Here is a 26,982-nt window from a genome sequence, read left to right on the forward strand (position 1 = left end):
AGGGAAACCGCTGTTATTTGTTGAATTAAAATACTTGCTCTACTTCGACGATGCCTGGTACTTCTTCTAAAAGAGCGCGCTCGATTCCGGCTTTTAATGTGATCGTGGAGCTTGGGCAGCTTCCGCATGCGCCAAGGAGACGCAATTTGACAACACCGTCTTCGACGTCAATTAATTCGCAGTCCCCGCCATCACGAAGTAAAAACGGACGGAGTTTATCTAAAACTTCTTGCACTTGTTCTTTAATTTCCTGGTCCGTCATTTTTATCGACTCCTTTCTGTAATTTTATTATAATCATGCTAAAGAAAAAAATCTAATGATAAATTTTGTTTTTATCATATGAAAGGTGGAAATATATGACGTTTAGGCAGGTAGAAATATGCGTATATGGTGCGGATATCGTTTGTCCATCTTGCGTGCAGCTGCCTTCTTCGAAAGAAACATATGAGTGGCTGGAAGCGGCGATTAAACGGAAATATCCAGATCAGCCGTTTTCAATGACATATGTCGATATTTTCAACCCGCCGGAAGAGGATGAAGAGAAAAGAGAATTTGCACAAAAAGTAATTGAAGAAGATTTGTTTTACCCCGTTGTTGTTATTGAAGGCGTTATTGTCGGGGAAGGAAATCCAAAGCTAAAGGCCATTTATGCGGAAATGGAAAAGTACGGCTATCGCTAGGAAAAAGGGATCTTTGCTGAAAAGATCCCTTTTTTCCATTAATAGCCGTTATGGTATTTGTACATCCACAATACTCCCGATTTTAGCAGCCGAGGCACCCTGCCGGTAATCGGGCGGTCGGCAACCAGTCCGAATCCGTGTTTTTTGCCGAGCGAACCGAGAACTCCTTTCAGTTTAATCGGCGGGAATTCGCTTGGTGGCTCTTCCCCGTTCCAGCGCTTTTGCAATACTTGAACGATTTGTTCCGCCTGAGCTTCGGCAAGCTGCGCGCTCGGAGAATGCGGCAAGCTCGCGCAATCGCCAACAACGTATACGTTTTCATATTCAGGAATATGATGCTGTTTCGTTAAAATAATGCGCCCTTGTTTGTCTTTTTCCACCGGAAGTTCGCGGACCACGCGATTTGGCTGAATTCCGGCTGTCCAAACGATAACATCACAATGAATAGGTTGATCGTGGTTGTACAGCGTATGCTCTTCCACTTTTGTCACGTTCGAACAGCGGACGATTTCAATATCATGTTCGGCAAACCAGCTTTCCACATAGTCGCTGAGCCGTTTCGGAAACATTGGCAAAATGCGTTCGCCACGGTCAAACAGCTTAATGTGTAAATCCGGTCGGCTTTCCGCTAGTTCGCTCGCTAATTCAACGCCGCTTAATCCGGCCCCGACAATGCCAACGACAGCGCCAGGCGGCAGATTATTTAACGCTTCATAGGCTGCGCGCGCCTTCTCGATCGATTGAATGCTGTGAGTGAACATGTCCGCCCCCGGGACGCCATGGTACTTATCTTCACAACCTAATCCAATGACCAAATCATCATAGGAAATATTGCTTCCGTCTTTCAATTGCACACTCTGCTTGTCGAGATCAATGTGCACGACTTCGCCGAAAAGGTAGGTAAGACGCGGATGCTCCGGAAACGGGACACGAATATGATGGTCGCTGATCGTGCCTGCTGCGAGTGCATAATATTCCGTTTTTAAACAATGATATGGAACACGGTCGACGAGGGTAATATGAACATCTTCCGGTAAAGAATTTGGGAGGAGACGGTGCAAAATCCGCATGTTTCCATATCCTCCGCCAAGCAATACAAGATGTCTCATCGTAAAAATCCCCTTTGATGATTTTCTCAAACGCAAAATGCCATAAAAAAGTATAGCGGAATTGTGGCAAAATAACAACAATTTTATGATAACCGTTGACAAAAGAAAAAATATATCGTGTCTCCTAAAAACAAATGAAGTGTTTCAATTGACGTTTGCGGAAAAAATCGCTACGATGAAAGGCAGTAGGAAGGTGAGAAAAGCAATGATAAAGCCAATTATTGAATTTTGCATTAGCAATTTGGCAAGCGGATCGCAAAAAGCGTTAGAAATATTAGAAAAAGATCCTAATTTGGATATTATCGAGTACAACTGCCTCAGTTACTGCACCCGGTGTGCAGAAACGCTGTTCGCTTTAGTAAATGGGGAGTTTGTCAGCGGAGAAACTCCTGAACAATTAGTGGAAAACATTTATCGCTACTTAGAGGAAAACCTGATGTTTTAACGATAAATGCTGGTAAGAAAAAGAGGATGTCTCACGCGACATCCTCTTTTAAGGTGTATATGAAAAAACGGGGGATATTCTCATTGTGTCCCATTTATTTTTTCTTTATACTTATAGATAAAAAAATTTTTTGAGGAGGACGCAATGAATCAATTTTCGTTTACGAAAATGCATGGACTGGGTAATAGTTATATATATGTCAATATGTTTGAAGAGACGATTCCGGAATCGTTATTGTCATCGCTGGCGGTGAAAGTATCAAACGTAAATACAGGAATCGGGGCAGACGGCATGATTCTTATTTGTCCATCGAATATCGCTCCCGTAAAGATGCGGATTTTCAACAGCGACGGCTCGGAAGGAAAAAATTGCGGCAACGGCTTGCGCTGCGTTGCCAAATATGTCTATGAGCATGGAATCGTTCAGGAACCATCCTTTTTTATTGAAACGTTATCCGGACTCGTGAAGGCAGACGTAACGGTAGAAAATGGAGCGGTGACAAGCGTGACCGTGGATATGGGAAAACCGCGTTTAAAGCGAAGCCAAATCCCGATGGTCGGTCCGGAGGCGGAACAAGTAGTGGCCGAACCGTTTGAAGTCGATGGGCAACGGTATGAAATTACAGCCGTTTCGATGGGAAATCCTCATGTTATTTTTTACGTGGATGATATCACAACAGCACCGGTAACGACGCTCGGTCCGATGGTTGAAAAAGATAAGCGCTTTCCGGAAGGAGTAAATGTCGAATTTGTGGAAGTGATTAACGACCATGAGCTCCATTTCCGTGTGTGGGAGCGCGGCTCTGGCGTGACACAGGCATGCGGTACGGGCGCATGCGCTGCGGTCGTTGCCTCCGTTTTAAATGGAAAGACAGCACGGGATAAAGAAACGATCGTCCATTTGGCGGGAGGAGATTTAATCATTACGTGGACGGAGGAAGGAAATATACGGATGACAGGACCGGCCGAAACGATTTGTACGGGTGTGTATTATTATTAAATATTTGAGCGGCCGTGCCAAAAAGCGATATACTATTAATTAAGCAAGGAGGGATACGAATGACAGATATTATTACATTGACGGAAGCAGCGGCGTTTCAAATTAAAGATATGATGAAAGAGCAGGAGGAAGAAGGTGCATACCTTCGCGTTGGCGTCAAAGGCGGAGGCTGCAGCGGGCTATCGTACGGAATGGGATTTGACCACGAGCGTCACGAGGATGATTATGAATTTGAGCAACATGGCATTAAAATTCTCGTTGATAAAGAAAGCGCCCCGATTTTGCAAGGAACGGTCATTGACTATAAACAATCGTTGCTCGGCGGCGGTTTTACGATTAATAATCCAAATGCCATCGCTACCTGCGGTTGCGGTTCATCGTTTAGAACAGCGACCAATGCGGGCACGCCGGAACAGTGCTAAACAGTTCAACGGCGATATATCAAGGGTTTGGAAAAATTGTATATGGGTTCAAAAAGGGGAGCCGAAATATTTGGGCTCCCTTTTTAATTATCCATTCATTATTTGCCGATAAACATTTGTGTCCAGACATTTCCAGATTGCTCAAAACCTACTCCAATGTGAGTAAACTGTCTATTCAAAATGTTTGCTCTGTGACCAGGGCTATTCATCCAAGCTGTAACAACCTCTTGTGGAGTACGTTGACCTTTAGCAATGTTTTCACCAGCTGTGTTGTAAGTAACACCAAAATCCCTCATCATGTCAAAAGGAGAACCATAAGTCGGACTTGTATGTGAGAAATAATGGTTTTGTTGCATATCCTGTGATTTCTTCTGAGCTACAGCACTTAGCTGAGCATCCACTTTTAAAGCAGGAAGGCCTGCTCGAGCTCTTTCTTTGTTCGTTAATTCAATTACTTGTTGAGCATATTGACTGATTCCTGCAGGAACCTGAGCTTGTTGTTGCTGAGTTGGTGTCTGTTGTTCAGGTTGAGTTTGTTGTTGTGTTGACGTTTGATTTGGTGATGGTGCATATTGTCTCCTTTGCTGATTCCATTGTTGCTGAAGCCTTGCATGCAACTCGGCTGCTTGTTTAGGGTCCACCTCAACAAATTTGTACTTTGCTTCTTGGATCAATATCGATCTTGTATGAGGATATTGGTTACTTGGTATTGATGTGTACGAAGCTGAAATATTCATGTTTTGATGATCGTGATTGTCATTACGGTCTGTATCCATTGCGTTACACGCTGCAAGTCCCATTACTAGGGCAGAAGTTGCGAAAAAGCCAGTCAATTTCTTTATCAATCATAACGCCTCCTAAAGGTATTATTTTTGCACCTTTAGTTTTTATATCTTTGACAGAAAGTAAAGATGAGAATAACTGTGATAAATGGAAGGTGGGGGAATAAAAGCGAGTTATGCGAATCTCAACATTCACGATTTTGATGTTAACCAACGAATAAATTTGAGGTGCCATATGAGCATTCCATAAAGAAACGGATATAATATGGCAGAATACCATAAATTCCATGTATTGTGATGCAAAAAGTTTGCCTTCAGCGCTATCCATTCGTAAAAGGTAGAGAAGATGGACCAAAAAGCAAATAGAAAATTTTTGCTTTTTTTGAACCGTGATAAGGATACCAGTTTATGATAAGCATAGTAGCAGCGGGATATATTCCAAAAAGCACTAATAAAGTTTTTCCTTCAATGAAATAAGGTTCAAAAAAGTAATACCAATTATATTTATCAGTAAATCGATCGGCAATTTCTGAAACCAATAAACCAAATAAAATGGAAGCGTAATATTCATATGGAAGCAATTTCTTTTTCATGAGAAAAGCAACAAGATTAAAGATGAAAATGGAAATAACAAGAGTAATCACCTATTATTCACCTCAAGTTTATTATTGAGTTGGCGGGATATATTGATGCTTGCAAAAACAAAAGAGGGTGTCCCAAAAACGATCACTTTTGGGACGCCCTCTTTCATTCGCGAACATGCTGGGCAAACTAGAACAACGAAGTGGAATGGGCCGGCTGCATTCTTGCCGTTGGGTCGATATATGTTTTAGCGCTGCTGATCGCAATCGGTGCTTCGCCGAAGCCGCAAGCGATCAGTTTGATTTTGCCCTCATATGTGCAAATGTCGCCAGCTGCGTAAACACCAGGAATATTCGTTTCCATTTTCGAATTGACTTTAATCGAGTTTTTCTCAATTTCGAGTCCCCAATTTTTAATCGGTCCAAGCGAAGAGATAAAACCATAGTTGACAATGACTGCATCTATCTCGACTGTTTCCTTTGTGCCGTCTTTTACATGCTCCAATACGACTTGACGAATGCCATTTTCATCACCGATTAATTCTACAGGGACGAATGGAGTTTTGACATTCACTTTTGACTTCATTAATAATTCCACACTATGTTCATGGGCGCGGAATTTATCGCGGCGATGGACAATGGTAACACTTTCCGCGATCGGCTCAAGCATAAGCGACCAGTCAACCGCCGAATCCCCGCCGCCGCAGACGAGCACGCGTTTTCCTTGAAATTGATTTAAGTCGCTAATAAAGTAATGCAAATTTTTCCCCTCATATTTTGCAGCGTTTTCTAGCTCGAGGCGCCGAGGCTGAAACGCACCGTTTCCTGCTGTAATAATTACCGTTTTGGAGTAATGTATTTCTTTATTTGTCGCTAATTTAAAAGTCCCGTCTTCCAATTTTTCTAACGTTTCTACCGATTGTTCGAGGCAGACGGTCGGTGAGAACATTTCCATCTGCTCTTTTAACTGATTCACTAGTTCCTGAGCGCGAATTTTTGGAAATCCAGCGACATCATATATGTATTTTTCAGGATAAAGAGCAGCCAACTGCCCGCCTAATTGCGGCAAACTTTCGATAATTTTGACACTCATTTGCCGCAATCCGCCGTAAAAAGCCGCAAACAATCCGATCGGTCCGCCACCTATAATAGTGACATCATATACTTTTTGGTCCTCTTTCATAATTGGTGATTCCTCCCCACAAATAAAATGGCATTAACCATTTCTATCATACCATAAAAGACTTTGGTTATTACGGTGATTTTAAAAACATAAAAAAAACGCTTGAAAAGATTGAAAAAAAGGTCTAATATGTTTTTTGGACGTGTTGTTAATTTTTTTTGACAATTATTCGACATTTTTTTGTCGGATAACGTGAATAATTTCACAAACTTTATTCGATAAAAATGTACACGGCGGTAAAAGCTATAAAAAACAAACGGTAAAAAATTAAAAAGGGTGGAAGTGATTCAGTTGAAAAAACCAAATGTAGTTATTTTAGGTGCTGGTTATGGCGGATTAATGACAACGGTGCGTTTGCAAAAGCTTGTCGGGGTAAATGAAGCGAACATTACATTAGTAAACAAAAACGACTATCATTACGAAACGACATGGCTTCACGAAGCTTCAGCCGGGACGCTGCATCATGATCGTGTTCGCTACCCAATTAGCGACGTCATCAATCGCAGCAAAGTCAATTTCATTCAAGACACGGTTGTCAAAATACTTCCGGATGAAAAGAAAGTGTTGATGAAAAACGGAGAACTTACTTATGACTATTTAGTGGTTGCGCTCGGTTTTGAATCTGAAACATTTGGTATTAAAGGGTTAAAAGAATACGCTTTTTCCATTTCCAATGTCGATTCAGCAAGACAAATCCGTGAACATATTGAGTATCAGTTTGCAACATATAATGCGGAAGAAGAAAAGAAAGACGAACGCCTTACGATTGTCGTCGGGGGTGCTGGATTTACCGGCATTGAATTTTTGGGAGAGTTGGTCAACCGCATGCCGCAGCTATGCCGAGAATATGATATCGACCCGCATAAAGTCCGCATTATTTGCGTCGAGGCGGCACCGACGGCGCTCCCTGGCTTTGATCCGGAACTGGTGGAATATGCAGTCAGCCAATTGGAGCGCAAAGGGGTTGAATTTAAAATCGGCACGGCAATTAAAGAATGTACGCCAGACGGCATTATTGTCGCCAAAGGGGATGACGTCGAGGAAATTAAAGCCGGCACGGTTGTATGGGCAGCCGGTGTGCGCGGAAGCCGCGTTATCGATGAATCCGGTTTTGAAGCGATGCGAGGTCGCGTGAAGGTAGATCCGTTTTTGCGCGTTCCTGGACACGAAGAAATCTTTATTATCGGTGACTGTTCTCTCGTCATTAATGAAGAAACAAATCGTCCATATCCGCCGACCGCGCAAATTGCCATTCAACAAGGCGAGCTATGTGCGAAAAACTTGGCTGCGCTGATTCGCGGACAAGGAGAACTGGAGCCGTTTAAGCCGGATATTAAAGGAACTGTCTGCTCCCTCGGCCATGACGATGCAATCGGGGTTGTATTCGGCAAGAAAATGTGGGGAACAAAAGCAAGCTTCATGAAAAAAATGGTCGACAACCGTGCTCTTTATTTAATTGGTGGTTCTTCCCTTGTTATGAAAAAAGGAAAATTTAAATTCTTCTGATTCCATGGGCAAACATCACTGTTTGCCCTTTTTGCATGGATAGAAATTTGTAGTACATAAATGAATGAACTTTGGCAAAAAGGATTATGCCATCACGTCTGTAGAAATATAATATAAGCAACAAATAGAAAAGGGATGTGAAAAGATGGGAGAAAAGCGTGGCAACGTATGGATTGCAGCCGCGGGATTGGTGGTCAATGAAGCGGGTGAATGGCTGGTAGTAAAGAAAAAATATGGAGGATTGAAAGGAAAATGGTCGTTGCCGGCAGGGTTCGTGCAGCAAGGGGAAATGCTCGATGAGGCGGCCGTTCGCGAAATCAAGGAAGAAACAGGCATTGATGCGGAAGTCATCGGTTTTCTCGGGATGCGCACCGGCGTCATCCGCGATGAAGTGAGTGACAATATGGCGATCTTTTTACTTCGTCCCTGTTCGCATAGCATTACGGTGCAAACAGACGAATTGTTCGACGCTGCCTTTTTAAGCAAGCAAAGCTTGCAGAAAGACCCGCATACATCTGGCCTGTTGCGTTATTTATTAAAGCTGGAGCCGTTTTCTTCTTTTCCTCCTCATGACGGTCTAAATCCGGGGGAACCGTTTGGATATACGAAATACCGATTATATTTTAAAAATTCAAAATATTAGGTAACATAGAGAAAAAAGAAGCATGCGGGTGATGTATTCGCTTACATTGCGATAAATGAAGAAAATCTCCTTTTTTCTTTTGCAGAAAATTTTGATATATTATCAAAAAATGATAAGGAAAATGGGGGATGAACAATGAAACATACAGAACAAACAGCATGTCCATATTGCGAAGGGCACGGATATGTTCAACTGCTATTAGGAGGCTCGGAAACCTGCTACGGGTGTTTAGGAACAGGAGCCGTGCAAAAAGAGCAGGCTGTTTCTAAAAATTGACTCCCTTAAGCGGATTCAGTACACTTAAAAAGGGTGTACTGGAGGTGAGATAGGGATGCAAATGAGTCTGCCGGTTGTCCTAATTTCCATGCTTTTATTTTTTGTATTGTTTTTCGGCATTGGCTTTTTGCTGAATATGTTATTGCGCATGACTTGGATTATGGCGATTTTATGCCCGATTGTATTTATATTTATTATTGACGATGTTCCATGGACGAGTTATTTTTCAAATCCAGCGGCTTCATTCTCCGCGCTAAAACATAAAATATTGTCGCTCGCTCTGGCTGATATTTTAATTTTAAGCAGCGGATTTATCGGTGCGCTTTGCGCGGGATTTGCCATTCGCACGTTACGAGCGAAGGGATATCAAATGTTTTAACAAAAAACAATAAGAAGCTTTGTTTTAAGCGGGAAAATGAATGGCGGCAAGCATATGTTCCATAATAACAGTAGAACGAACGCCTTCGGAACAAGGACAGCGTAAAGGGCTTCTTTATAGGCTGAAAACATGTAATTCGCTGCAAAGTCCCCACTTCAAAAGAAGTTAAGCGGAAGGGAGTTTACGGCTTTCATCTCAGGGTGAAAGTCTGTTTTTTTTCCTCACTTTTCTCACAATGAATATTTCTATTTTTTCTGGAGATAAATAGAAATGTGAGAGGAGTGAGGAAATGGTTCTTTTAAAAAATATAATAAGAAGAATAATAATGACATTATTGTTCGTCATAGCGTTGCTAACCACATTTCAATCGATTTCAGGAGTGGAAGCAAAAACGGTTTTAAGTGAATTTTCTGGCGATTCGTCATTATATCCGACAGGCCGCCACTTTTTCGGCAGATGGGATCACAGACAGTATGTTGCGATAGATCAACAGTGGAAGCATTACGAGAAACGAAGAAATCCGAAAATTTCGTCTGAACAGATCGTGAATCATTCGCTTCGTCTAGAAGAAGCGGTTGATTGGTCGAAATATCCGTCCGTGGAGGTAGTTGCGACGGGATATACAGCGGGTGTAGAATCAACGGGGAAAACTCCGGACCATCCGGAATATGGGATTACCTATTCCGGCGTGCGGGTAAAGCGGGATTTATATTCGACGATTGCCGCCGATTTGAATATTTTTCCAATCGGTACGATTTTGTTCATTCCTGGATATGGGTATGGAGTCGTCGCGGACAAAGGCGGAGCGATTAAAGGGAATCGCATTGACTTATATTATGATACGGTAGAAGATGTATACAAATATTGGGGCAAAAAGAAAATACAAGTGTATATTGTCAAAAAAGGTAATGGAAAGCTTTCGGAAGAAGAGTTAAAACGGCTGAATGAGGATGAAACGATGCAAGTGTTTCGGCAGCAATATTTGCAATCGAAAAGCTAAGGGCGGACAAGCACCGCCCTTTATTTTGCCAGCAATGGATCTTGCCCGTCGTCCGCAGGAAAAACGGATGGATGCAGCAAAGCTGACAGTTTTTTAAGACCGACTAAAAGACGCGGAGAAGGGCGGCAATATAGCGATTCCTCCAGTATGTAAATGCGTTCGGCGCAGACGGCATCGACGTTTTCTGCCCCTATTCTCTTTTTTACCGCCTCTTTATTCATTTTCTTTGTCTGCACGCCGACCCAAACGAGACAAATATGCGAAGGATTGCGCTTTACTACTTCGTTCCAGTCCGTTTGCACGTTGGCCTGCGGCATGTCGGCAAAAATATTGCTTCCTCCCGCCAGCCGGCTTATTTCGCTGAGCCAGTTGGCGTTGCCGGGAGTAAAAATCGGCTTCGGCCACCATTCCCAATACAGTCTTGCCGGCTGTATGACGCTGTCTGCAAGTTGACGGTATTTCTCTATGAAAGAACGGTAGCGGTGAACGACTTTGATTGCTTTGGCTTGTCGGCCAAGCGCTTCGCCGAGCCGAAGCAAATCATTAGCTATATCTTCCAACGAATTTGGTGCAAAAACAAGATGGGGAATGTTTCGTTTTTGTAGTTCCTCGACGTTTCTTTCCATCCCGGGAACGCTTAAAGAAGCGAGCACTAAATCCGGCTTCAGCTCCGCCACTTTTTCCATATTGATATGCAAGTCGGGGCCGACTTTCGGCAAATGAGCAATCGAGGACGGCCAGTCCGAGCAGTTGTCGATTGCGATCAAATGATCAAGCATATTCAAGTAAGCGAGCAATTCCGTGTTGCTCGGGCAAATCGAAATTATCCTCATCTTCATTCTCCTTCCATTTCTGCGATCAACATCCCTATGGACTTTCCTTCTTTTTTCATTCCACATGTTCTTTACGGTTTCCTTGTCATAGGAAAAAGTATTTTTTAGCATATCGAAATAATGGCAACATTTCGATATAATGAGGGAGAAGATGTATACAAACAAGGAGAGATGACGATGTTTACAGTGAAATCGCAACTGTCTCTAGATACGGCGCATGAAGCGCTGGTGATTGGCGTTTTTGAAAAAAACCAGCCGCTAGACGGCATTGCTGCCGAATATGACCGTTGCCTTGGCGGCCAGCTGTCTGTGTTGTTCAAAGAAGGAGACATTTCCGCAAAGAAAAAACAAATTTCCCATGTACATACGTTGAATCAAGCAGGAGCAAAGCGGCTGTATTTTGTTGGGTTGGGCAAAAAGGATGCATTGACGTTTGAGGGGCTGCGCGAAGCGTTTGGCAAGCTGTGGAAAACGTTGAAACAAGCAAAGCGGACGGAAGCGGCTGTCGCTTTGGATACGTTTGTAACGGACGATATCGATGCAAACGAAGCAGCTCATGCACTCTCCGAAGCGTATTATCTTGCCACTTACGAATTTCCTGGATATAAGCAAAAAAAGAACGAACCGGAAAAACGGATAGAAACAATAACGATTTACACGGAAGCGGACGCAGCTGAAATCGAAGCAAGTCTCTTTGTCGGTTCGGTATATGGCAAAGCGACCAATTCGGCGCGCACGCTTGTCAATACGCCAGGCAATTTGATGACGGCGGCGGATTTAGCGGGATATGCGGTAGAACTGGCGAAAAAGTATGAGTTTGAATATGAAATTCTCGAAAAAGAAGAGATGGAACAGCTCGGAATGGGGGCGATCCTCGCCGTCAATCAAGGATCGAAAAACCCGCCAAAAATGATTGTCTTAAAGTATCAAGGGAGAGAACAATGGGACAACGTTATCGGACTTGTCGGAAAAGGAGTGACGTTTGATACGGGCGGCTACTCCCTTAAACCGCGCGAAAGCATGGTTGATATGAAAACCGATATGGCTGGCGCCGCCGCGGTGCTTGGCGCGATGGAAATTATCGGAGAGCTGCGCCCGGAACAAAATGTTATTGCCGTCATCCCAGCTACCGACAATATGATCAGTGGGGAAGCGTTTAAACCGGATGACGTCATTACATCGATGAGCGGAAAAACGATCGAAGTGAAAAATACGGACGCGGAAGGTCGTCTCATTTTAGCCGATGCAATTACTTATGCGAAGCATCACGGCGCTAACTATTTAATCGATGTAGCGACGCTGACCGGTGGCGTGATCGTCGCGCTCGGCGTGCATACGACAGGGGCGATGACAAACAATGAAGCGTTATTTGAGCAGCTGCTTGAAGCGTCGGCGGAAACAGGGGAATTTATTTGGCGCCTGCCGATTACCGAAAAAGATAAAGAACGCGTGCGCAGCAGCAAAATTGCTGATCTCAACAACTCGCCGGGACGGGAAGGACATGCGATTATGGGCGGCGCGTTCCTCGGTGAATTTGCCGAAGATACACCATGGGTGCATCTCGATATTGCCGGAACGTCGGTGGCGGCGAAAGATTATGATCTCGGGCCATCGGGGGCGACCGGGGTCATGGTGCGCACGCTGGCGACGTTCGTAGAACGGTTTGAATAAGAATACTGGAAACCGAAGCCTCTTTTGTATGGCTTCGGTTTGTTTTTGGAATGCTATATGTACGTAATGTAAAGATAATGTAAATTTAATGTAAATTTTTTTTATCTTTTCTTGTCGATTCGACATTTATTGATAAAATAGAACAGGTAGCATAAATTCCATTAGTTCATAAAATAAAACAAGTGGCATCCATTTCTATCAGTTCAAAATCAATGGGGGTTTTCACAATGATCTTTTCGCCAAAAAAAGATGTCTTCTTTGATTTATTATTTACGATTTCGGAAAACGTGAAAGAGGCGGCACAATACTTTGTAGAATATAAAATTAACAACGTCAGCGATTTAAAAGAATTCGCCCGCGTGATGAAAGAGTATGAGCGCAAGGGAGACTCTTATATTCATGAACTCGTTGTTGAATTAAATAAAACATTTATTACGCCAATTGAACGCGAGGATATTCATCAACTGGCGATGAAAATGGACGATGTATTAGACGGATTGGAGCAATGTTCAGCCCGTTTTGAGATGTTTTCGTTTACTGAAATTGATGACCATATGGTGAAGTTTTTCAATAACATTTATCAAAGCACGATTGAAATCGCCCAAGCCCTGAAGTTGCTATCGCATAAAAAACTTCTTGAGATGCGGAAACATGCCATAAAAATTAAGGATTATGAAACGAAGTGCGATGAAATTTTGCGGGCTTCGATTAAAAATTTATTTGTGGAGCAAAAAGATCCGGTGAAAATCATTCAATATAAAGAACTATATGAAATGCTTGAAGAAATTGCCGATAGCTGTGAGGATGTAGCGAATACGATTGAAACGATCATCATGCGCAACGCATAAAAGGAGACATCGTCTTTATGGATACGGTATTGGTACTTACGGCTCTGATTGTTTTTTTCGCATTGGCGTTTGATTTTATCAACGGATTTCATGACACTGCCAATGCCATTGCCACATCGGTATCCACACGGGCGCTTTCGCCGCGAAAAGCGATTATTTTGGCGGCGTCGATGAACTTTATCGGTGCGCTGACCTTTACCGGGGTGGCGAAAACGATCACCAAAGACATCGTCGATCCATTCGCTTTGGAAAATGGTTCTATCGTCATTTTAGCAGCGTTAATCGCTGCGATCGTGTGGAATTTAATCACTTGGTATTATGGTATTCCAAGCAGTTCTTCGCATGCATTAATCGGTTCGGTGGCGGGAGCTGCGGTTTCGGCCGCCGGGTTCGATGTGTTGCATTATAAAGGGTTTCTTAAAATTTTGGAATCGTTGATTATCTCGCCATTTTTAGCGCTGGCGGTAGGCTTTGTCATTATGAGCCTGTTCCGTTTCATCTTTAAAAACGCCAATTTAACCCGTACGACGAAAGGATTTCGTATGTTTCAAGTCGTAACGGCAGCGCTGCAGTCCTTTACACATGGAACGAACGATGCGCAAAAGACGATGGGAATTATTACGATGGCGCTGATCGCCGCCAATTACCATACATCAGACAATGTGCCGGAATGGGTGCGGATCGCCGCCGCGCTTGCAATGGGAATCGGGACATCAGTCGGTGGTTGGAAAATTATTAAAACGGTCGGCGGCAAGATTATGAAAATCCGTCCGGTCAATGGCGCCGCTGCCGATTTATCGTCTGCGCTCGTCATTTTCTCGGCTACCCTTCTTCATTTGCCGGTTAGTACGACCCATGTCATTTCGTCGGCGATCATGGGAGTCGGTGCGGCGCAGCGCGTGAGGGGCGTAAAATGGGGAGTCGCACAGCGCATTGTGTTGACATGGATCATTACGTTGCCTGTTTCGGCGTTGATTTCGGGATTTGTATTTCAAATTTTAAAACTATTTTTCTAATAAAGAAGCGCGCATTCCTTTTTGGATATGCGCGCTTTATTTATAGAGAAAGAAGAGCATTCATGAACAGGGAATTAGGCAACGTGCCGATAATAGGAAGCCGATTTACGGATGGCGCGATACATACGTGGCGCCATTACTCCAGCTACGATCGATAAAATAATGTCTTTCGGAAGCGGCACCATCATCCAACTCCATGCCATGCCATAGGAAAATCCTTGTGGCGCTGCCGCCCACCATTTATAAGCGGCATACATCCAGTTTGTACCGATGACATAGTTAATGGCCATGCCGACGAGTGATGCGGCGACAAAGCGGACAGTAGACGGATTGTCCTTGCTGCGCTCAATGATCCAGCCTGTAGCATATGCAGCAAAAATGAAAGAGACGATAAAGCCGAATGTTGGGCCGACAATGCTGCCAAATCCGCCGCCAAACTTGGCAAACACCGGGGCGCCAAATAAACCGACTAACATATAAACCATCATCGCCGCGGCGCCAAGCCTTCGTCCTAAAACAGCTCCAGCGAGCACGCAGAAAAATGTTTGCAAGGTAATTGGAACGCCGCCGATGACCAAAAATGGCGCCCATGATGTGATATTGGCACCGATCGCCATCAAGGCCACGAACATGCCGATCAATGTAATATCAATGGCACGCCATTTCGGATGTTGTGCCTCCATATGTAAACCCCCTTCTTTTGTGTGTTAACAAAATCGTATCGAACAATAAGAGGGATGTCAACTATATTTTTCGGACATGTGCATAATAAAAAGAAAGCGGTATGCTGATTTTTATTCGCTAAGAAAGGAGAAATGGCATGAAATTTGCTGAGCAAGAACGGGAGATCAAACAGGCGAGCAAAAAAGGGGCAAACGAAGATATTATTCATGTAAGCAAAAACGATGATGGATACGATTTGCGCGATGCCGCAGAAATCGGGAAAAAACAGCCGTTTGATGAAAATGGAAATGCGTAATGTTATGAATTGGGTGAGGAAAGGGCTCACCTCTGTGGAAGGTGCAGCCCGATCGCGTTCGCAAGCGATTAGGTGGGCGGAAACGTATTCCAGCGTAAGCCAATAACAAGCTGACAACATAAAAACGCACCTGGCGGAGGAGATAAAGTCAAGCGGATGCCGTCGGGATTAAAATAAAGATCGACTTTCGATTTAATTCCAAGCGATTGAATCATCCGGCTGACTTCCTTTGTTTTTCCCTCCTGTGCCGCTGCCATGACGCTGGTTGCGAACGATTTTGATTCCGCTAGTTTTTTTAAAATCGTGCTGGCGTCGTTCATCAATGTTTGTGCGGTCGCCGCCGATTGGGAAAAAAGAGCAGGATTCACCGGCGGATATTGCCTGACCATATATGGGGGAGGGAATGCAGGATACAATATCACAGGTTATTCCTCCTTGTTAATTATTTCTATACTACTATATGTACAAAATGAGAAAAGGAGCGAATTTCTGTTGAACTTCGCTCCTTTAACATTCTGCTCTTATTACATTAAATAACGAACGAACAAATAGGCGTGGGAAAGCAGCAGAGCAATCAGCGTCAACGGCGCGCCAATTTTTAAAAAGTCCATATAGCTGAACCCATGCCCTTCGCGCGAAGCGATGCCGGCGACGATGACGTTCGCAGAGGCACCGATTAATGTGCCGTTTCCGCCAAGGCAGGCGCCTAGTGACAATGCCCACCATAATACTTCAATTTGCGCGGCATCCGGCGATAATCCCATGCCAACAGCCATGTCTTTAATCAGTGGAATCATGGTGGCGACAAACGGAATGTTATCGATCGTGGCAGAGGCAATGCCCGATAGCCAAAGGATAAAATACGCCGCGACGGAAATATCGCCGCCGGTGATTTCGAGCACTTTTTCCGCTAAACTTTTTATAAGGCCGATGTCCACCAGTCCGCCCACTAAGATGAATAGACCAGCAAAAAAGAAAATGGTTACCCATTCCACCGAGGCAAATACATCCTCGATTTCATGTTCCGGCACCGCGACCAACATTAAAATGACAGCGCCTGTCATCGCGATGACGGCCGCATCAACATGGATGACCGAATGAAGGATAAAGCCCAAAATCGTCAGCGCTAATATGGATACGGATTTTTTTAGTAGTTTGGCGTCCTTAATATAGTCGGCGTCATTTACATTCATCAGCTTGCTGATAAGTTTTTCATCCGTTTTCAGCTGCTTGCGATAAATCCATGCCAAAAGGGCGATGGTCACTGCAGCAATGAGGAGCACGATTGGTGTTAAGTTGAGCAAAAATGCGTTAAAATCAAGATGTTTATTGGCCGACCCAATCATAATGTTTGGCGGGTCGCCGATTAATGTCGCCGTTCCTCCGATATTGGACAGCAGCACTTCCGAGATTAAATAAGGAACCGGATTTACTTGCAGCATGCGCGTAATCGAAAACGTAACAGGAACAACGAGCAGTACGGTTGTGACATTATCCAAAAAGGCGGATAAGATACCGGTTAATGACGAAAGCATCACTAAAATGCGGATAGGACGCCCTTTTGCTAACTTGGCCGCTTTAATCGCCATGTATTGGAAGAAACCAGATTTACTTGTAATGTCGACCAAAATCATCATACCGATAAGCAAGGTGATCGTTCCCCATTCGATATGATGGGTAAAAGCTTTATGCAGGTCGACGATGCCAAAAATAATCATTACCGCTGCGCCAAACAGTGCAATCACGGCGCGGTTGATTTTTTCGGAGATGATAATGGCGTATGTAATCAAGAAAATAGCGATGGCAAAATAATATTGAAAATTGGATATTTCCGTTGCTGCGGTATGAGACATGACTTGTAAACGCTCCTTTCCTTTGTTTTAGACGGAGGTATGAAAGGCATTTCCGCATGCAGGGCATGTCCAGTCGCTACGGGTTGGATGAGCGTTACGCAAATAGAAAGAAAATGAGCAGTGCGGGCATTGTATTTCTGTCATGCGGTCAATAAACAATTTCTTCGTCGGCTCGGTTGGCACGGACGTATCGACAATTTCGATATGAATATCCTCGCGCGATTCATCTTCGGCAAGCACAAGACCGTTTGCTTCTTCCTCGGTTCGCCATCCTTTGTCAATCAGGTGCTGCTCGAGCTGGCTATGCGAAGAATGGTTCAGCATATCTTCGGCGAGTTCCATATATTGTTCATTTGTTAATGAGGCAAATGGAATATGCGATTTTTGCTTGTCCCAGTATGCTTTTAGTTGTTCTTCCGTGAAAATAAAAGTGACAATTTTGTGTATGACCACATTTTTCATGGCAGCGCCCCCTTTTTACTATATAAAATCAGTATAGTCTTTCTCTTCAGTGTTTTCAAACAAATATCTACTTGCCAGGGACAATAAATCCGTATTTTTGAAAGAATGATGCGGCTTGCTTCGAATATAAGTAGGCCACCCATTGTTTTGCTGCTTTTTGTTGTTTCGATTGAACCACCACTCCTGCCTTATAGACGATCTGCTTGTTGAGCGGAGGCGGAGCAACCGCGGCGATATGAACGTGCTTCGATGCAAGGGCATCAGTGCGATAGACGATTCCTCCATCGACATTTTGTGATTCGACATAAGTCAGCACTTGGCGGACATCTTTAGTAAAAATATATTTTGTTTTTAGTTTTTCCCATAATCCGGCCGACTGCAGCCATTGTCTAGCGTAAGCGCCGGCTGGCACCGTTTCCGGAATGCCGATCGCCACTGAACGGATGGACTGGTTCGTTAAATCAGATAGGGAATGCACCAAGCTTGAACGATCTTTTGGTACGATCAAAACAAGCTCGTTGTAAACGAGGGGACGGTCGTGCTCGGCGATAACCGTCTTGTTTTGCTGCAGCTGTTCAAACGTACGGGCATCGGCGGAAACAAATATATCAATCGGCGCCCCTTGTTCAATTTGTTTTTGCAACGTTCCCGTTGAGGCAAAGGTAAAGCGAAGCGTGACATCATGGTGCTCTTTTTCATATTGCTTGCCAATCGCTTCAAGAACGTCTTTCATGCTAGCGGCCGCCCCTACTGTAAGGACGGTATTTTTCTCGTTGGCGTGGGAGCAGCCTGCTAGAAGAATTATCAAGCATAGACATATCACGAGCTTCTTCACCGCATTTTTTCTCCTTTCCAATTATTCATCCATTATACCTAACTTTTCCGGCTTTCGCCCTTTTTTTGATATTTTCTGAAAAAGGAAATAAACTGTCGCTTCCTCATGATATAATAATAATAGCAAGATCATTCGTGATAATGCATAAGAAGGGAGGGAAAGATATGTCGACCGCACAACAATATTTGTTCCTCGATTTTGAATTTACGATGCCAGAGACAAAAACGAAGCCGCACGGGTTTCTTCCAGAAATTATTGAAGTCGGTCTTGTCGCGGTGGTCAATGGCGAAGTATGTGACCAGTTTTCGGCATATGTGAAACCGCTGCGCTTCCCGCAGCTTACAGACCGGTGCAAATCTTTTTTAAAGATTACACAAGAACAAATCGATCAAGGAATCAGCTTTTATGAACTTGTTACGCTGCTAAGCAAGTATGATCGGGCGCGGCCGAGCACGGTAGTGACATGGGGCAGCATGGATATGAAAGTATTGCGGGAAAATTGTATGTCGGCGAATGTGCCGTTCCCATTTAGCGGAGAACATCGCGATTTGGCAATGGAATATAAACGGTTTTTCGGCAATAAAAGTCAGACCGGACTGCGAAAGGCAATACAGGAGTATGGAAATGAAGGAGTTGGAAAAGCGCACTGTGCGTTGGATGACGCGTTCACTACCTATACTATCTTCCGGTTAGTGGAAAATGATAAAAAATATTTGACGAAAACAAAGCCGCCGACGCTCGGGGAGCGGATCGATTTCACCCAGCTGAGGAAAAAATTCGCGCTTTAGTGAGCCGCACCGACAGCGGTCTTTTTTTTGTTTGTTTATGCTATAATAGCGATTGAAATATTCTGGAGAAAGGTTGTTGAATGATGATTCTTCCAAATATATTAAACTTATTTTTATACTTTCCGGAAGATAAACGCGAATATATTCCGGCTGCCATTACATGCACCATTTTCTTGATTGCGGCGCTTTTAACGATGCGGCTGATCATAAAAATTTCCAAATGGCAGGAAGAAGAGGCAAAGAAATTAGAAGAACAGTTAAAGAAAAAAAATGTAATCCGCGATGAAAAATAGAATGTTTAATATGCCTTCTCTCTGGCAATACTAACAGATAAAAACGTATTGCCTGGAGGGGTTTTGTGCTTCAACGAGCAAGCTGGTTGTTAGCTGCAACGGTTTTATTCCTTGCCGGCTGCCAAAATGAAGATGCTACTAATTTAAAAGTCCATATGATTAATAGCGATGGTGATTCCGTCGGCACGATCCAATTGATGGAACAGGCAAAAGGAGTCAAATTGAAGCTGGATTTGGAGGGGCTTCCGCCTGGGGAACATGCGATTCATATCCACGAAAAAGGCGTTTGCAAAAAACCGGATTTCCAATCGGCTGGGAATCACTATAATCCGGACGGGAAAAAACATGGATTGCTCCATCCGGAAGGTGCGCATGCCGGCGACTTGCCTAATATTATTGTCAAAGAAGACGGAACGGTTAACGTCGAATTGACGGCGCCGAATGTGACGTTAAAAGAAGGAACGAAAGGGTCGCTATTGACCAAAGACGGGACGGCGATTGTCATTCACGCGGGAAAAGATGATGGAATGACACAGCCGGCTGGAGATGCTGGTGGACGAATTGCTTGTGGTGAAATTAAAAAATAGAAGGGGTAGGAAAGGCTCTTGCCGGTGAAACGGGAAGAGCCTTTTTGTGTTTTTTGCGAAAGTTTTTCAGCGCCAGCAGTGGAGGCTGCCGCGTCATTTTATGTCGTTATTTCAAGCATCATGAACAATCTTATTGCAAAGCAATAGATAGGCGGTGAAGAGCCTCTTTCAGCGTTTGGCGCGGGCAGGCGACATTCATGCGTATAAACCCTTTTCCTTCTTCGCCGAATTTGCTGCCAAACTCAACCGCGATTTTTCCTTTTTCCAAAAGAAGCTGTTTCAGCTGCTGCTCTGTTAGGCCAAGATGCCGGCAGTCGATCCAAACGAGATACGTCGCTTCCGGGCGGATGATGCGAAGCGCTGGTAAATGTGTCTGTATGTAAGAGGATACGCAATCGATATTCTCCTGCAAATATGCAAGCAGTGCATCGAGCCATTCCCCTCCATGACGGTAGGCTGCCTCTGTGCCGACGACGGCAAACGTATTCAGCGTAAAAAATCCTTGCCGCTGCTGGACTTTGCGGAATTGCCGTCGCAGTGATTCGTTGGCAATGATCGCTGCCGCTGCCTGCAGACCGGCAAGGTTAAATGTTTTCGTCGGCGCCATGCATGTGATGCTTTTTTCGGCAAACTCAGGACGAATCGAGGCAAACGGCACATGTTTGTTTGGCGGAAAGGTAAGATCGGCATGGATTTCATCGGAGATGACGATCACATCGTGTTCCATGCATAACTCCCCGATTTTTTCCAATTCTTCTTTTGTCCATACTCGCCCCCCAGGGTTATGAGGGCTGCACAGAAGCAACAGTTTCGCGCCTTGAATCTTTTCCGTAAAATCCTCCCAGTCGATTTCATATCGCGTTTCCTTGAGCTGCAGCGGGCTGGTGACGAGCATGCGGCGATGCTGGCGAACAAGCTGAAATAGCGGCGGATAAACGGGAGTAAACACAACAACGCGATCTCCCTCCTCGGAAAACGCCTCGATTGCCGTCGCTAGTGCGGGCACGACACCGGTTGAAAAGACGAGCCATGATCGGTCTATATCCCATTGATGCCGCGTTTGCAGCCAATGTTGCACCGCTTCTTTTAATGAATCAGGAATGACAGTATAGCCAAAAATGCCGTGCTTGACCCGTTTGTGCAAGGCCTCGATCACTGCGGGCGGAGCCGGAAAGTCCATATCGGCCACCCACATCGGCAATGCGTCTTTGACACCAAAAACCCGCTCTGTGTCATCCCATTTTACCGAAAGGGTATGGCGGCGGTTGATAACATCGTCAAACCGATACATAAAAAACATCCTCTCCCTTCTTTTTTTATCCATTATCGCTTATAATTTTTGTATATGCACCCATTTTCGCCGAAAAGGTGACAGGCATATGATGGATGCGCAACAATTGTATGTTTCATAATAAACGCGAATATGATTTAGCTGGATTGTTTGTCCGTTTGTCCGGGGTGCGTCCATCCTTCTTCACCTCTTGCTGTTTATTTTAAATTTTTATCGTTTTTTCATGCAAATAGAGAGAATGTATGCGAAAATAGTTGCTGGGGGGATCTACATGAAACTGAGCGAAAAAGAGGTTGAAATTATCGAAATATTGGAAAAAGACGCTCGCATTCCAATGGAAACACTAGCGAAAATGGTGGAGCTGACGGTCGAAGAAACAGAGGCGATCGTGAAAAAGCTCGAAGAAACAAAAGTGATTGTCCAATATGCCGCGCTTGTCGATTGGCGGAAAGTGGACGGCCATGAAGGCGTCACAGCGATGATCGATGTGAAAGTGACGCCAAAGAGGGGAGTCGGATTTGATGAAGTGGCGGAGCGCATTTATCGCTTTCCGGAAGTAAAATCCGTTTATTTAATGTCAGGGGCATATGATTTATCGGTCGTTATTGAAGGGCGTTCGATGTCTGAGGTGGCGCAATTTGTTTCCGAGAAATTATCGACGCTCGATTCCGTGATTTCGACGACGACTCATTTTATTTTGAAAAAGTATAAACATGATGGCACTGTATTTGACCAAGGAGATCAAGATCGCCGCATCGTGGTGTCGCCATGAGACAGCAAACGAAAAAGTCATACGTGTCGGAAACCGTTTCCCGTTTAAAACCATCGGGAATTCGCCGCTTTTTTGATCTTGCTTCTGGCATGGAAGGGGTGATTTCCCTTGGAGTTGGCGAACCGGATTTCGTCACCTCTTGGAACATCCGGGAAGCAAGTATTTTATCGCTTGAACAAGGATATACATCCTACACGGCGAATGCCGGGTTGCTGGAGCTTCGCCAAGAAATCGCCGCTTATTTAATGCGCAAATTTCATGTCGAGTACAATCCGGAAACAGAAATTTTGGTGACGGTCGGAGCGAGCCAAGCGCTGGATTTGGCCATGCGGGCGATTATCAATCCTGGCGATGAAGTAATTGTCGTTGAACCTTGTTTTGTCGCATATGAACCGCTTGTGGCGCTTGCTGGGGGGACGACCGTTTTAGTGGAAACGCACGGGGACGACCATTTTAAACTGCGTCCGGAACAAATCGAGCAAGTCATTACCGACCGCACGAAAGCTCTCATCATTTGCTCGCCAAACAATCCGACAGGCACCGTGTTGCAAAAAGAAGAACTGGAAGCTATTGGGCGCATCGTAAAAAAATATGATTTGCTTGTCGTTGCCGATGAAATTTATGCGGAACTTACATATGACGGTACGTATACAAGCGTTGCCGCTGTCGACGGTATGTGGGAGCGGACGATCTTAATTTCCGGTTTCTCGAAAGGGTTTGCGATGACAGGATGGCGGCTTGGCTTCGCTGCCGCGCCGAATGAAATTTTGCAGGCGATGTTAAAGATCCACCAGTATGCGATGATGTGCGCGCCGACGATGGCGCAATACGGCGCACTAGAGGCATTGCGCAACGGCGGGCAAGATGTCGAGTATATGAGAAAAAGCTACCGGCGGCGGCGCAATTATTTTGTTCAATCATTAAATGAAATCGGCCTTTACTGTCACATGCCTGGCGGCGCGTTTTACGCGTTTCCATCGATTCAATCTACCGGCTTGACATCGGAACAATTTGCTGAAAGATTATTGTTCGAAGAAAAAGTGGCGGTCGTTCCGGGCAATGTGTTCGGCGCAAGCGGGGAAGGATATATCCGCTGTTCTTACGCGTCTTCTCTCGAGCAGCTGCAGGAAGCGATCAAACGGATGAAACGTTTTTTAGAGCGATTGTAGTTTCCATGTTCTGCTGTCCCGCTGCGGGATGGCAGAACATATTTTTTTGGGATTCATCAAAAATTTATGTTATAATACAAAAACACATATGAAATAAAAAATAGGAGTGTTTTGTTTGTCAACGATAGAAGCAGGAGATATCGTGAAAGGAAAGGTAACAGGCATTCAGCCATATGGCGTTTTTGTCGAATTAGACGGAGGAATACAAGGACTTGTTCACATTTCGGAAATTTCCCATAAATTTGTAAAAGATGTTAGGGATTATGTCCATATCGGCGATGAAGTAATGGTAAAAGTATTGTCGATCGACCGGCAAACGAAACGGGCTAGCCTATCAATGAAGGCACTGGAGAATCGAAACAAAGACGAAAAACGTCACGTGAAAGTAAAAATGTCGTTAAACCCAGGATTTAATACGTTAAAAGAAAAGCTGCAAGAGTGGATCGAGCAATCCAAAAAAGAAGATTTACGAAAGTAAAACACCCACCTTTTTTGAGGTGGGTGTTTTACTTTACATTTTATGTGTGAGACGTTTTTGGTTCCGTTCGTCCTAATTCTTCGGCAGGCTTGAATAGAAGCGCAAGGTTAATCAATCCTGCAATGCCGATGATTCCATAGATGATGCGCGACAATGCGGCATCTTGCCCGCCGAAAATCGCTGCTACTAAATCGAATTGAAAGAAACCGATTAATCCCCAGTTAATGGCGCCGATAATCGTAAGTAATAGTGCAATGCGCTGAAGTACACTCATTCATCTATTCCTCCTTTACATTTTTCCATCATTCGCTTATAGAATGCATAACATGGACGAAAAATATGCATCATTTGCGAAAGAAGTAAATCACTTTACAAGCGGAGATCATACTGTCCATAATAGAGACAAGAAGGAGGGGAAATACATATGCAAAATTTTACTTTTCAAAATCCTACGAAATTGATTTTCGGAAAAGGGCAAATTGAGCAGCTGAAAAAAGAACTGCCGCGTTATGGAAAAAAAGTATTGCTTGTCTATGGCGGCGGCAGTATTAAACGAAACGGGCTGTATGACGAAGTAATGAACATATTGAATGAGCTGAACGTAAAAGTGACAGAGCTTCCGGGAGTGGAACCGAATCCGCGCGTATCGACGGTAAGAAAAGGCGTAGATATTTGCAAAAGAGAAGGCATCGAATTTTTGCTTGCGGTCGGAGGCGGCAGTGTCATCGACTGTACGAAAGCGATTGCTGCCGGGGCCAAATATGACGGCGATCCGTGGGATTTTATTACGAAAAAAGTGACGGTGACGGAAGCGCTTCCGTTTGGAACGGTATTGACGCTGGCCGCAACCGGTTCGGAAATGAACTCCGGCTCGGTCATTACCAACTGGGAGACAAAAGAAAAATACGGCTGGGGCAGCCCAGCGACGTTCCCGCAATTTTCGATTCTTGACCCGACGTATACGCTCACGGTGCCGAAAGACCATACCGTCTACGGAATTGTCGATATGATGTCGCATGTGTTTGAACAATATTTCCATCACACGCCAAACACTCCGCTGCAAGACCGGATGTGTGAAGCCGTATTAAAAACAGTGATGGAAGCGGCGCCAAAACTAGTGAATGACTTGCAAAACTACGAGTTGCGCGAGACCATTTTATACAGCGGAACGATTGCGTTAAACGGCTTTTTGCAAATGGGAGTCCGCGGCGACTGGGCGACGCATAACATCGAACACGCTGTATCGGCGGTATACGACATCCCGCATGCCGGCGGTCTTGCGATACTGTTCCCGAACTGGATGAAGCACGTGCTTGATGAAAATGTCAGCCGTTTTGCCCAACTAGCGGTGCGCGTGTTTGACGTCAATCCGGAAGGGAAATCGGAACGAGAGGTGGCGCTAGAAGGCATTGAAAAACTGCGTGAGTTTTGGTCGAGTCTTGGCGCGCCGTCTCGGCTTGCCGATTATGGCATCGGCGAAGAAAATCTTGAATTAATGGCGGACAAAGCGATGGCGTTTGGCGAATTTGGCAAGTTCAAAAAATTAAATCGCGATGATGTGCTCGCCATTTTGCGTGCATCGCTATAATGCAGAAAAGAGGCAGTTCCGGCTGCCTCTTTCTTGTTTTTTTATTCATATAAATGTTAAAAATGAATCCGTTTACATAGCGAGGCAACGACTTGATTCCTTTTTGTTGTTTCGTTAAAGTGAAAGAAGGTAAAAACATTTTGGTTTGGAGGATCGAACATATGACACATATTCGTTTTGATTATTCAAAAGCCTTGGCGTTTTTTGGCGAACATGAGCTTACCTATTTGCGTGATGCAGTGAAAGTGGCGCATCATTCCCTCCATGAAAAAACAGGAACAGGCAGTGATTTTTTAGGATGGCTCGATTTGCCTGTTGACTATGACAAAGAAGAATTTGCCCGCATTCAAAAAGCAGCGGCGAAAATTCAAGCTGATTCCGATGTGTTGCTGGTGATCGGTATTGGCGGCTCGTATTTAGGAGCGCGCGCTGCGATTGAAATGCTTCATCATTCATTTTACAATGCGTTGCCAAAAGACAAACGGAAAACGCCGCAAATTCTTTTCGTCGGCAATAACATTAGCTCGACTTATATGAAAGATGTCATCGACTTATTAGAAGGAAAAGATTTTTCGATTAACGTCATTTCCAAATCGGGCACGACAACAGAGCCGGCAATTGCCTTCCGCATTTTCCGCAAGCTGTTGGAAGAAAAATACGGAAAAGAAGAAGCGCGCAAACGAATCTATGCAACGACCGACCGGGCGCGCGGCGCGCTAAGAACATTGGCGACGGAAGAAGGCTATGAAACATTTGTCATTCCAGATGATGTCGGCGGCCGCTACTCCGTATTGACGGCAGTAGGACTGCTTCCGATTGCTGTCAGCGGCGCAAACATCGAAGAAATGATGAAAGGTGCAGCGCAAGCGCGCGAAGACTTCAGCAGTTCGGAACTGGAAGAAAATGCGGCATACCAATACGCGGCCATCCGCAACATTCTATACAACAAAGGAAAAACGATCGAGCTGTTGGTCAACTACGAGCCAGCGCTGCAATATTTCGCGGAATGGTGGAAACAGCTGTTTGGCGAAAGCGAAGGAAAAGACCAAAAAGGAATTTTCCCAGCTTCGGCAAACTTCTCGACCGACCTTCATTCCTTAGGGCAATATATTCAAGAAGGACGCCGCGATTTGTTTGAAACGGTGTTGAAAGTGGAAACGCCGCGTCATGAGTTGGTTATTGAAGAAGAGGAAAGCGATTTGGACGGGCTGAACTATTTGGCAGGCAAAACGGTCGATTTTGTGAACACCAAGGCGTTTGAAGGAACGCTCCTTGCCCATACGGATGGCGGTGTGCCAAATTTAGTGATCACCCTGCCGAAATTAGACGAATATACATTCGGCTATCTTGTCTATTTCTTTGAAAAAGCGTGCGCGATGAGCGGCTATTTATTAGGCGTTAACCCATTTGACCAGCCTGGAGTGGAAGCTTATAAAGTGAACATGTTCGCCCTCCTTGGCAAACCGGGCTATGAAGAGAAGAAGGCGGAGCTTGAAAAACGCTTGAAATAACG

Annotated in this window: 34 protein-coding genes; 21 read left to right on the top strand and 13 right to left on the bottom strand. The window is 44.5% G+C overall.

The window, feature by feature from the left end; all coding sequences use genetic code 11:
* Window positions 1-25 precede the first annotated feature (25 nt).
* Complete coding sequence (locus BV455_RS11640; RefSeq protein WP_017434803.1) at window positions 26-262, bottom strand: NifU family protein; 237 nt, start codon at window positions 260-262, stop codon at window positions 26-28.
* 95 nt (window positions 263-357) lie between these two features.
* Between BV455_RS11640 and BV455_RS11645 the strand changes: the two genes are divergently transcribed.
* Window positions 358-681, top strand: a complete 324-nt coding sequence (locus tag BV455_RS11645) for a YuzD family protein (RefSeq protein ID WP_017434804.1) — start codon at window positions 358-360, stop codon at window positions 679-681.
* Window positions 682-719: 38 nt separating this feature from the next.
* Here BV455_RS11645 and BV455_RS11650 read toward each other — a convergent pair whose 3' ends face one another.
* Entirely contained in the window at window positions 720-1,790 is a 1,071-nt protein-coding gene (locus BV455_RS11650) for an NAD(P)/FAD-dependent oxidoreductase (protein WP_061580405.1), read from the bottom strand.
* 205 nt (window positions 1,791-1,995) lie between these two features.
* On the opposite strand from BV455_RS11650, the gene BV455_RS11655 reads away from it, so the two are divergent.
* The 3 genes from BV455_RS11655 to erpA all read left to right on the top strand — a co-directional run bounded on the left by BV455_RS11655 (window position 1,996) and on the right by erpA (window position 3,656).
* Window positions 1,996-2,235 carry a YuzB family protein gene (locus tag BV455_RS11655; protein WP_061580406.1) on the top strand — a complete coding sequence of 80 codons (240 nt, stop codon included), beginning with the start codon at window positions 1,996-1,998 and terminating at the stop codon, window positions 2,233-2,235.
* Between the two features lie 144 nt (window positions 2,236-2,379).
* Window positions 2,380-3,234 carry a diaminopimelate epimerase gene (dapF, locus tag BV455_RS11660; protein WP_061580407.1) on the top strand — a complete coding sequence of 285 codons (855 nt, stop codon included), beginning with the start codon at window positions 2,380-2,382 and terminating at the stop codon, window positions 3,232-3,234.
* Window positions 3,235-3,293: 59 nt separating this feature from the next.
* Window positions 3,294-3,656, top strand: a complete 363-nt coding sequence (erpA, locus tag BV455_RS11665; protein WP_017434808.1) for an iron-sulfur cluster insertion protein ErpA — start codon at window positions 3,294-3,296, stop codon at window positions 3,654-3,656.
* Between the two features lie 98 nt (window positions 3,657-3,754).
* On the opposite strand, the gene BV455_RS11670 is transcribed toward erpA, so the two are convergent.
* The 3 genes from BV455_RS11670 to BV455_RS11680 form a co-directional block, all read right to left on the bottom strand.
* Window positions 3,755-4,501: a CAP domain-containing protein gene (locus BV455_RS11670; RefSeq protein WP_218687219.1), complete on the bottom strand. Its 747-nt coding sequence runs from the start codon at window positions 4,499-4,501 to the stop codon at window positions 3,755-3,757.
* Between the two features lie 257 nt (window positions 4,502-4,758).
* The gene (locus tag BV455_RS11675) at window positions 4,759-5,082 is read right to left on the bottom strand and encodes a hypothetical protein (RefSeq protein WP_061579704.1); all 324 of its coding nucleotides are present in this window, start codon (window positions 5,080-5,082) and stop codon (window positions 4,759-4,761) included.
* Between the two features lie 127 nt (window positions 5,083-5,209).
* Window positions 5,210-6,202 carry an NAD(P)/FAD-dependent oxidoreductase gene (locus tag BV455_RS11680; RefSeq protein ID WP_042408982.1) on the bottom strand — a complete coding sequence of 331 codons (993 nt, stop codon included), beginning with the start codon at window positions 6,200-6,202 and terminating at the stop codon, window positions 5,210-5,212.
* Between the two features lie 282 nt (window positions 6,203-6,484).
* On the opposite strand from BV455_RS11680, the gene BV455_RS11685 reads away from it, so the two are divergent.
* The 5 genes from BV455_RS11685 to BV455_RS11705 all read left to right on the top strand — a co-directional run bounded on the left by BV455_RS11685 (window position 6,485) and on the right by BV455_RS11705 (window position 10,006).
* Window positions 6,485-7,708, top strand: a complete 1,224-nt coding sequence (locus BV455_RS11685) for an NAD(P)/FAD-dependent oxidoreductase (protein ID WP_026078433.1) — start codon at window positions 6,485-6,487, stop codon at window positions 7,706-7,708.
* A 145-nt stretch (window positions 7,709-7,853) separates the two neighbouring features.
* A complete protein-coding gene (locus BV455_RS11690) occupies window positions 7,854-8,351 on the top strand; it encodes an NUDIX domain-containing protein (RefSeq protein WP_042408978.1) in 498 nt (165 codons plus the stop codon).
* A gap of 135 nt (window positions 8,352-8,486) precedes the next feature.
* Window positions 8,487-8,627, top strand: coding sequence for a YuiA family protein (locus BV455_RS11695; protein ID WP_017434813.1), 141 nt, complete (start codon window positions 8,487-8,489; stop codon window positions 8,625-8,627).
* 55 nt (window positions 8,628-8,682) lie between these two features.
* Entirely contained in the window at window positions 8,683-9,006 is a 324-nt protein-coding gene (locus tag BV455_RS11700) for a YuiB family protein (RefSeq protein ID WP_017434814.1), read from the top strand.
* Between the two features lie 289 nt (window positions 9,007-9,295).
* The gene (locus tag BV455_RS11705) at window positions 9,296-10,006 is read left to right on the top strand and encodes a 3D domain-containing protein (RefSeq protein ID WP_061579705.1); all 711 of its coding nucleotides are present in this window, start codon (window positions 9,296-9,298) and stop codon (window positions 10,004-10,006) included.
* A 20-nt stretch (window positions 10,007-10,026) separates the two neighbouring features.
* Here BV455_RS11705 and BV455_RS11710 read toward each other — a convergent pair whose 3' ends face one another.
* Window positions 10,027-10,839 (bottom strand): cobalamin-binding protein, encoded by an 813-nt coding sequence (locus tag BV455_RS11710; protein WP_061579706.1) that lies wholly within the window; start codon window positions 10,837-10,839, stop codon window positions 10,027-10,029.
* Between the two features lie 177 nt (window positions 10,840-11,016).
* Between BV455_RS11710 and BV455_RS11715 the strand changes: the two genes are divergently transcribed.
* The 3 genes from BV455_RS11715 to BV455_RS11725 all read left to right on the top strand — a co-directional run bounded on the left by BV455_RS11715 (window position 11,017) and on the right by BV455_RS11725 (window position 14,374).
* Window positions 11,017-12,510 carry a leucyl aminopeptidase gene (locus BV455_RS11715; protein WP_061579707.1) on the top strand — a complete coding sequence of 498 codons (1,494 nt, stop codon included), beginning with the start codon at window positions 11,017-11,019 and terminating at the stop codon, window positions 12,508-12,510.
* A gap of 227 nt (window positions 12,511-12,737) precedes the next feature.
* The gene (locus BV455_RS11720; protein ID WP_017434818.1) at window positions 12,738-13,358 is read left to right on the top strand and encodes a DUF47 domain-containing protein; all 621 of its coding nucleotides are present in this window, start codon (window positions 12,738-12,740) and stop codon (window positions 13,356-13,358) included.
* A 17-nt stretch (window positions 13,359-13,375) separates the two neighbouring features.
* Complete coding sequence (locus BV455_RS11725) at window positions 13,376-14,374, top strand: inorganic phosphate transporter (protein WP_042408969.1); 999 nt, start codon at window positions 13,376-13,378, stop codon at window positions 14,372-14,374.
* A gap of 74 nt (window positions 14,375-14,448) precedes the next feature.
* Here the strand turns inward: BV455_RS11725 and BV455_RS11730 are convergent, their stop codons facing one another.
* A complete protein-coding gene (locus BV455_RS11730; protein WP_017434820.1) occupies window positions 14,449-15,057 on the bottom strand; it encodes a biotin transporter BioY in 609 nt (202 codons plus the stop codon).
* A gap of 137 nt (window positions 15,058-15,194) precedes the next feature.
* Between BV455_RS11730 and BV455_RS11735 the strand changes: the two genes are divergently transcribed.
* Entirely contained in the window at window positions 15,195-15,353 is a 159-nt protein-coding gene (locus tag BV455_RS11735) for a hypothetical protein (RefSeq protein WP_017434821.1), read from the top strand.
* Between the two features lie 68 nt (window positions 15,354-15,421).
* Here BV455_RS11735 and BV455_RS11740 read toward each other — a convergent pair whose 3' ends face one another.
* The 4 genes from BV455_RS11740 to modA all read right to left on the bottom strand — a co-directional run bounded on the left by BV455_RS11740 (window position 15,422) and on the right by modA (window position 18,503).
* A complete protein-coding gene (locus BV455_RS11740) occupies window positions 15,422-15,742 on the bottom strand; it encodes a YuzC family spore coat inner layer protein (RefSeq protein ID WP_026078436.1) in 321 nt (106 codons plus the stop codon).
* Between the two features lie 135 nt (window positions 15,743-15,877).
* The gene (locus BV455_RS11745) at window positions 15,878-17,206 is read right to left on the bottom strand and encodes an ArsB/NhaD family transporter (protein ID WP_042408964.1); all 1,329 of its coding nucleotides are present in this window, start codon (window positions 17,204-17,206) and stop codon (window positions 15,878-15,880) included.
* Window positions 17,207-17,233: 27 nt separating this feature from the next.
* Entirely contained in the window at window positions 17,234-17,668 is a 435-nt protein-coding gene (locus BV455_RS11750; RefSeq protein ID WP_042408963.1) for a hypothetical protein, read from the bottom strand.
* A gap of 67 nt (window positions 17,669-17,735) precedes the next feature.
* Window positions 17,736-18,503 carry a molybdate ABC transporter substrate-binding protein gene (gene modA / locus BV455_RS11755; RefSeq protein ID WP_042408962.1) on the bottom strand — a complete coding sequence of 256 codons (768 nt, stop codon included), beginning with the start codon at window positions 18,501-18,503 and terminating at the stop codon, window positions 17,736-17,738.
* A 164-nt stretch (window positions 18,504-18,667) separates the two neighbouring features.
* Here modA and kapD point away from each other — a divergent pair, with 164 nt between their 5' ends.
* From kapD to BV455_RS11770, 3 genes are all read left to right on the top strand, one after another.
* A complete protein-coding gene (gene kapD, locus BV455_RS11760) occupies window positions 18,668-19,291 on the top strand; it encodes a 3'-5' exonuclease KapD (protein WP_042408960.1) in 624 nt (207 codons plus the stop codon).
* 80 nt (window positions 19,292-19,371) lie between these two features.
* Window positions 19,372-19,584, top strand: coding sequence for a hypothetical protein (locus tag BV455_RS11765; protein ID WP_017434827.1), 213 nt, complete (start codon window positions 19,372-19,374; stop codon window positions 19,582-19,584).
* Window positions 19,585-19,649: 65 nt separating this feature from the next.
* Complete coding sequence (locus BV455_RS11770; protein WP_042408957.1) at window positions 19,650-20,171, top strand: superoxide dismutase family protein; 522 nt, start codon at window positions 19,650-19,652, stop codon at window positions 20,169-20,171.
* A 130-nt stretch (window positions 20,172-20,301) separates the two neighbouring features.
* Here BV455_RS11770 and BV455_RS11775 read toward each other — a convergent pair whose 3' ends face one another.
* A complete protein-coding gene (locus BV455_RS11775; RefSeq protein WP_042409001.1) occupies window positions 20,302-21,462 on the bottom strand; it encodes a MalY/PatB family protein in 1,161 nt (386 codons plus the stop codon).
* 271 nt (window positions 21,463-21,733) lie between these two features.
* Between BV455_RS11775 and BV455_RS11780 the strand changes: the two genes are divergently transcribed.
* From BV455_RS11780 to yugI, 3 genes are all read left to right on the top strand, one after another.
* Window positions 21,734-22,234: an Lrp/AsnC family transcriptional regulator gene (locus BV455_RS11780; protein WP_017434831.1), complete on the top strand. Its 501-nt coding sequence runs from the start codon at window positions 21,734-21,736 to the stop codon at window positions 22,232-22,234.
* Entirely contained in the window at window positions 22,231-23,403 is a 1,173-nt protein-coding gene (locus BV455_RS11785; protein WP_081159751.1) for an aminotransferase, read from the top strand. Before BV455_RS11780 ends, BV455_RS11785 begins: the two co-directional genes overlap by 4 nt.
* A 115-nt stretch (window positions 23,404-23,518) precedes the next feature.
* The gene (gene yugI, locus BV455_RS11790) at window positions 23,519-23,881 is read left to right on the top strand and encodes a S1 domain-containing post-transcriptional regulator GSP13 (RefSeq protein ID WP_017434833.1); all 363 of its coding nucleotides are present in this window, start codon (window positions 23,519-23,521) and stop codon (window positions 23,879-23,881) included.
* Between the two features lie 40 nt (window positions 23,882-23,921).
* Here yugI and BV455_RS11795 read toward each other — a convergent pair whose 3' ends face one another.
* Window positions 23,922-24,155 carry a DUF378 domain-containing protein gene (locus tag BV455_RS11795; protein ID WP_017434834.1) on the bottom strand — a complete coding sequence of 78 codons (234 nt, stop codon included), beginning with the start codon at window positions 24,153-24,155 and terminating at the stop codon, window positions 23,922-23,924.
* Between the two features lie 150 nt (window positions 24,156-24,305).
* Here BV455_RS11795 and BV455_RS11800 point away from each other — a divergent pair, with 150 nt between their 5' ends.
* Both BV455_RS11800 and BV455_RS11805 read left to right on the top strand, forming a co-directional pair.
* Entirely contained in the window at window positions 24,306-25,469 is a 1,164-nt protein-coding gene (locus tag BV455_RS11800; RefSeq protein ID WP_042408950.1) for an iron-containing alcohol dehydrogenase, read from the top strand.
* Between the two features lie 161 nt (window positions 25,470-25,630).
* On the top strand, window positions 25,631-26,980 hold the full coding sequence (locus BV455_RS11805) for a glucose-6-phosphate isomerase (protein ID WP_017434836.1): 1,350 nt from the start codon (window positions 25,631-25,633) through the stop codon (window positions 26,978-26,980).
* The last annotated feature ends 2 nt before the right edge of the window (window positions 26,981-26,982 follow it).

Origin of the sequence: Parageobacillus caldoxylosilyticus (assembly GCF_019272935.1) — a bacterium.
Lineage (GTDB): Bacteria > Bacillota > Bacilli > Bacillales > Anoxybacillaceae > Saccharococcus > Saccharococcus caldoxylosilyticus.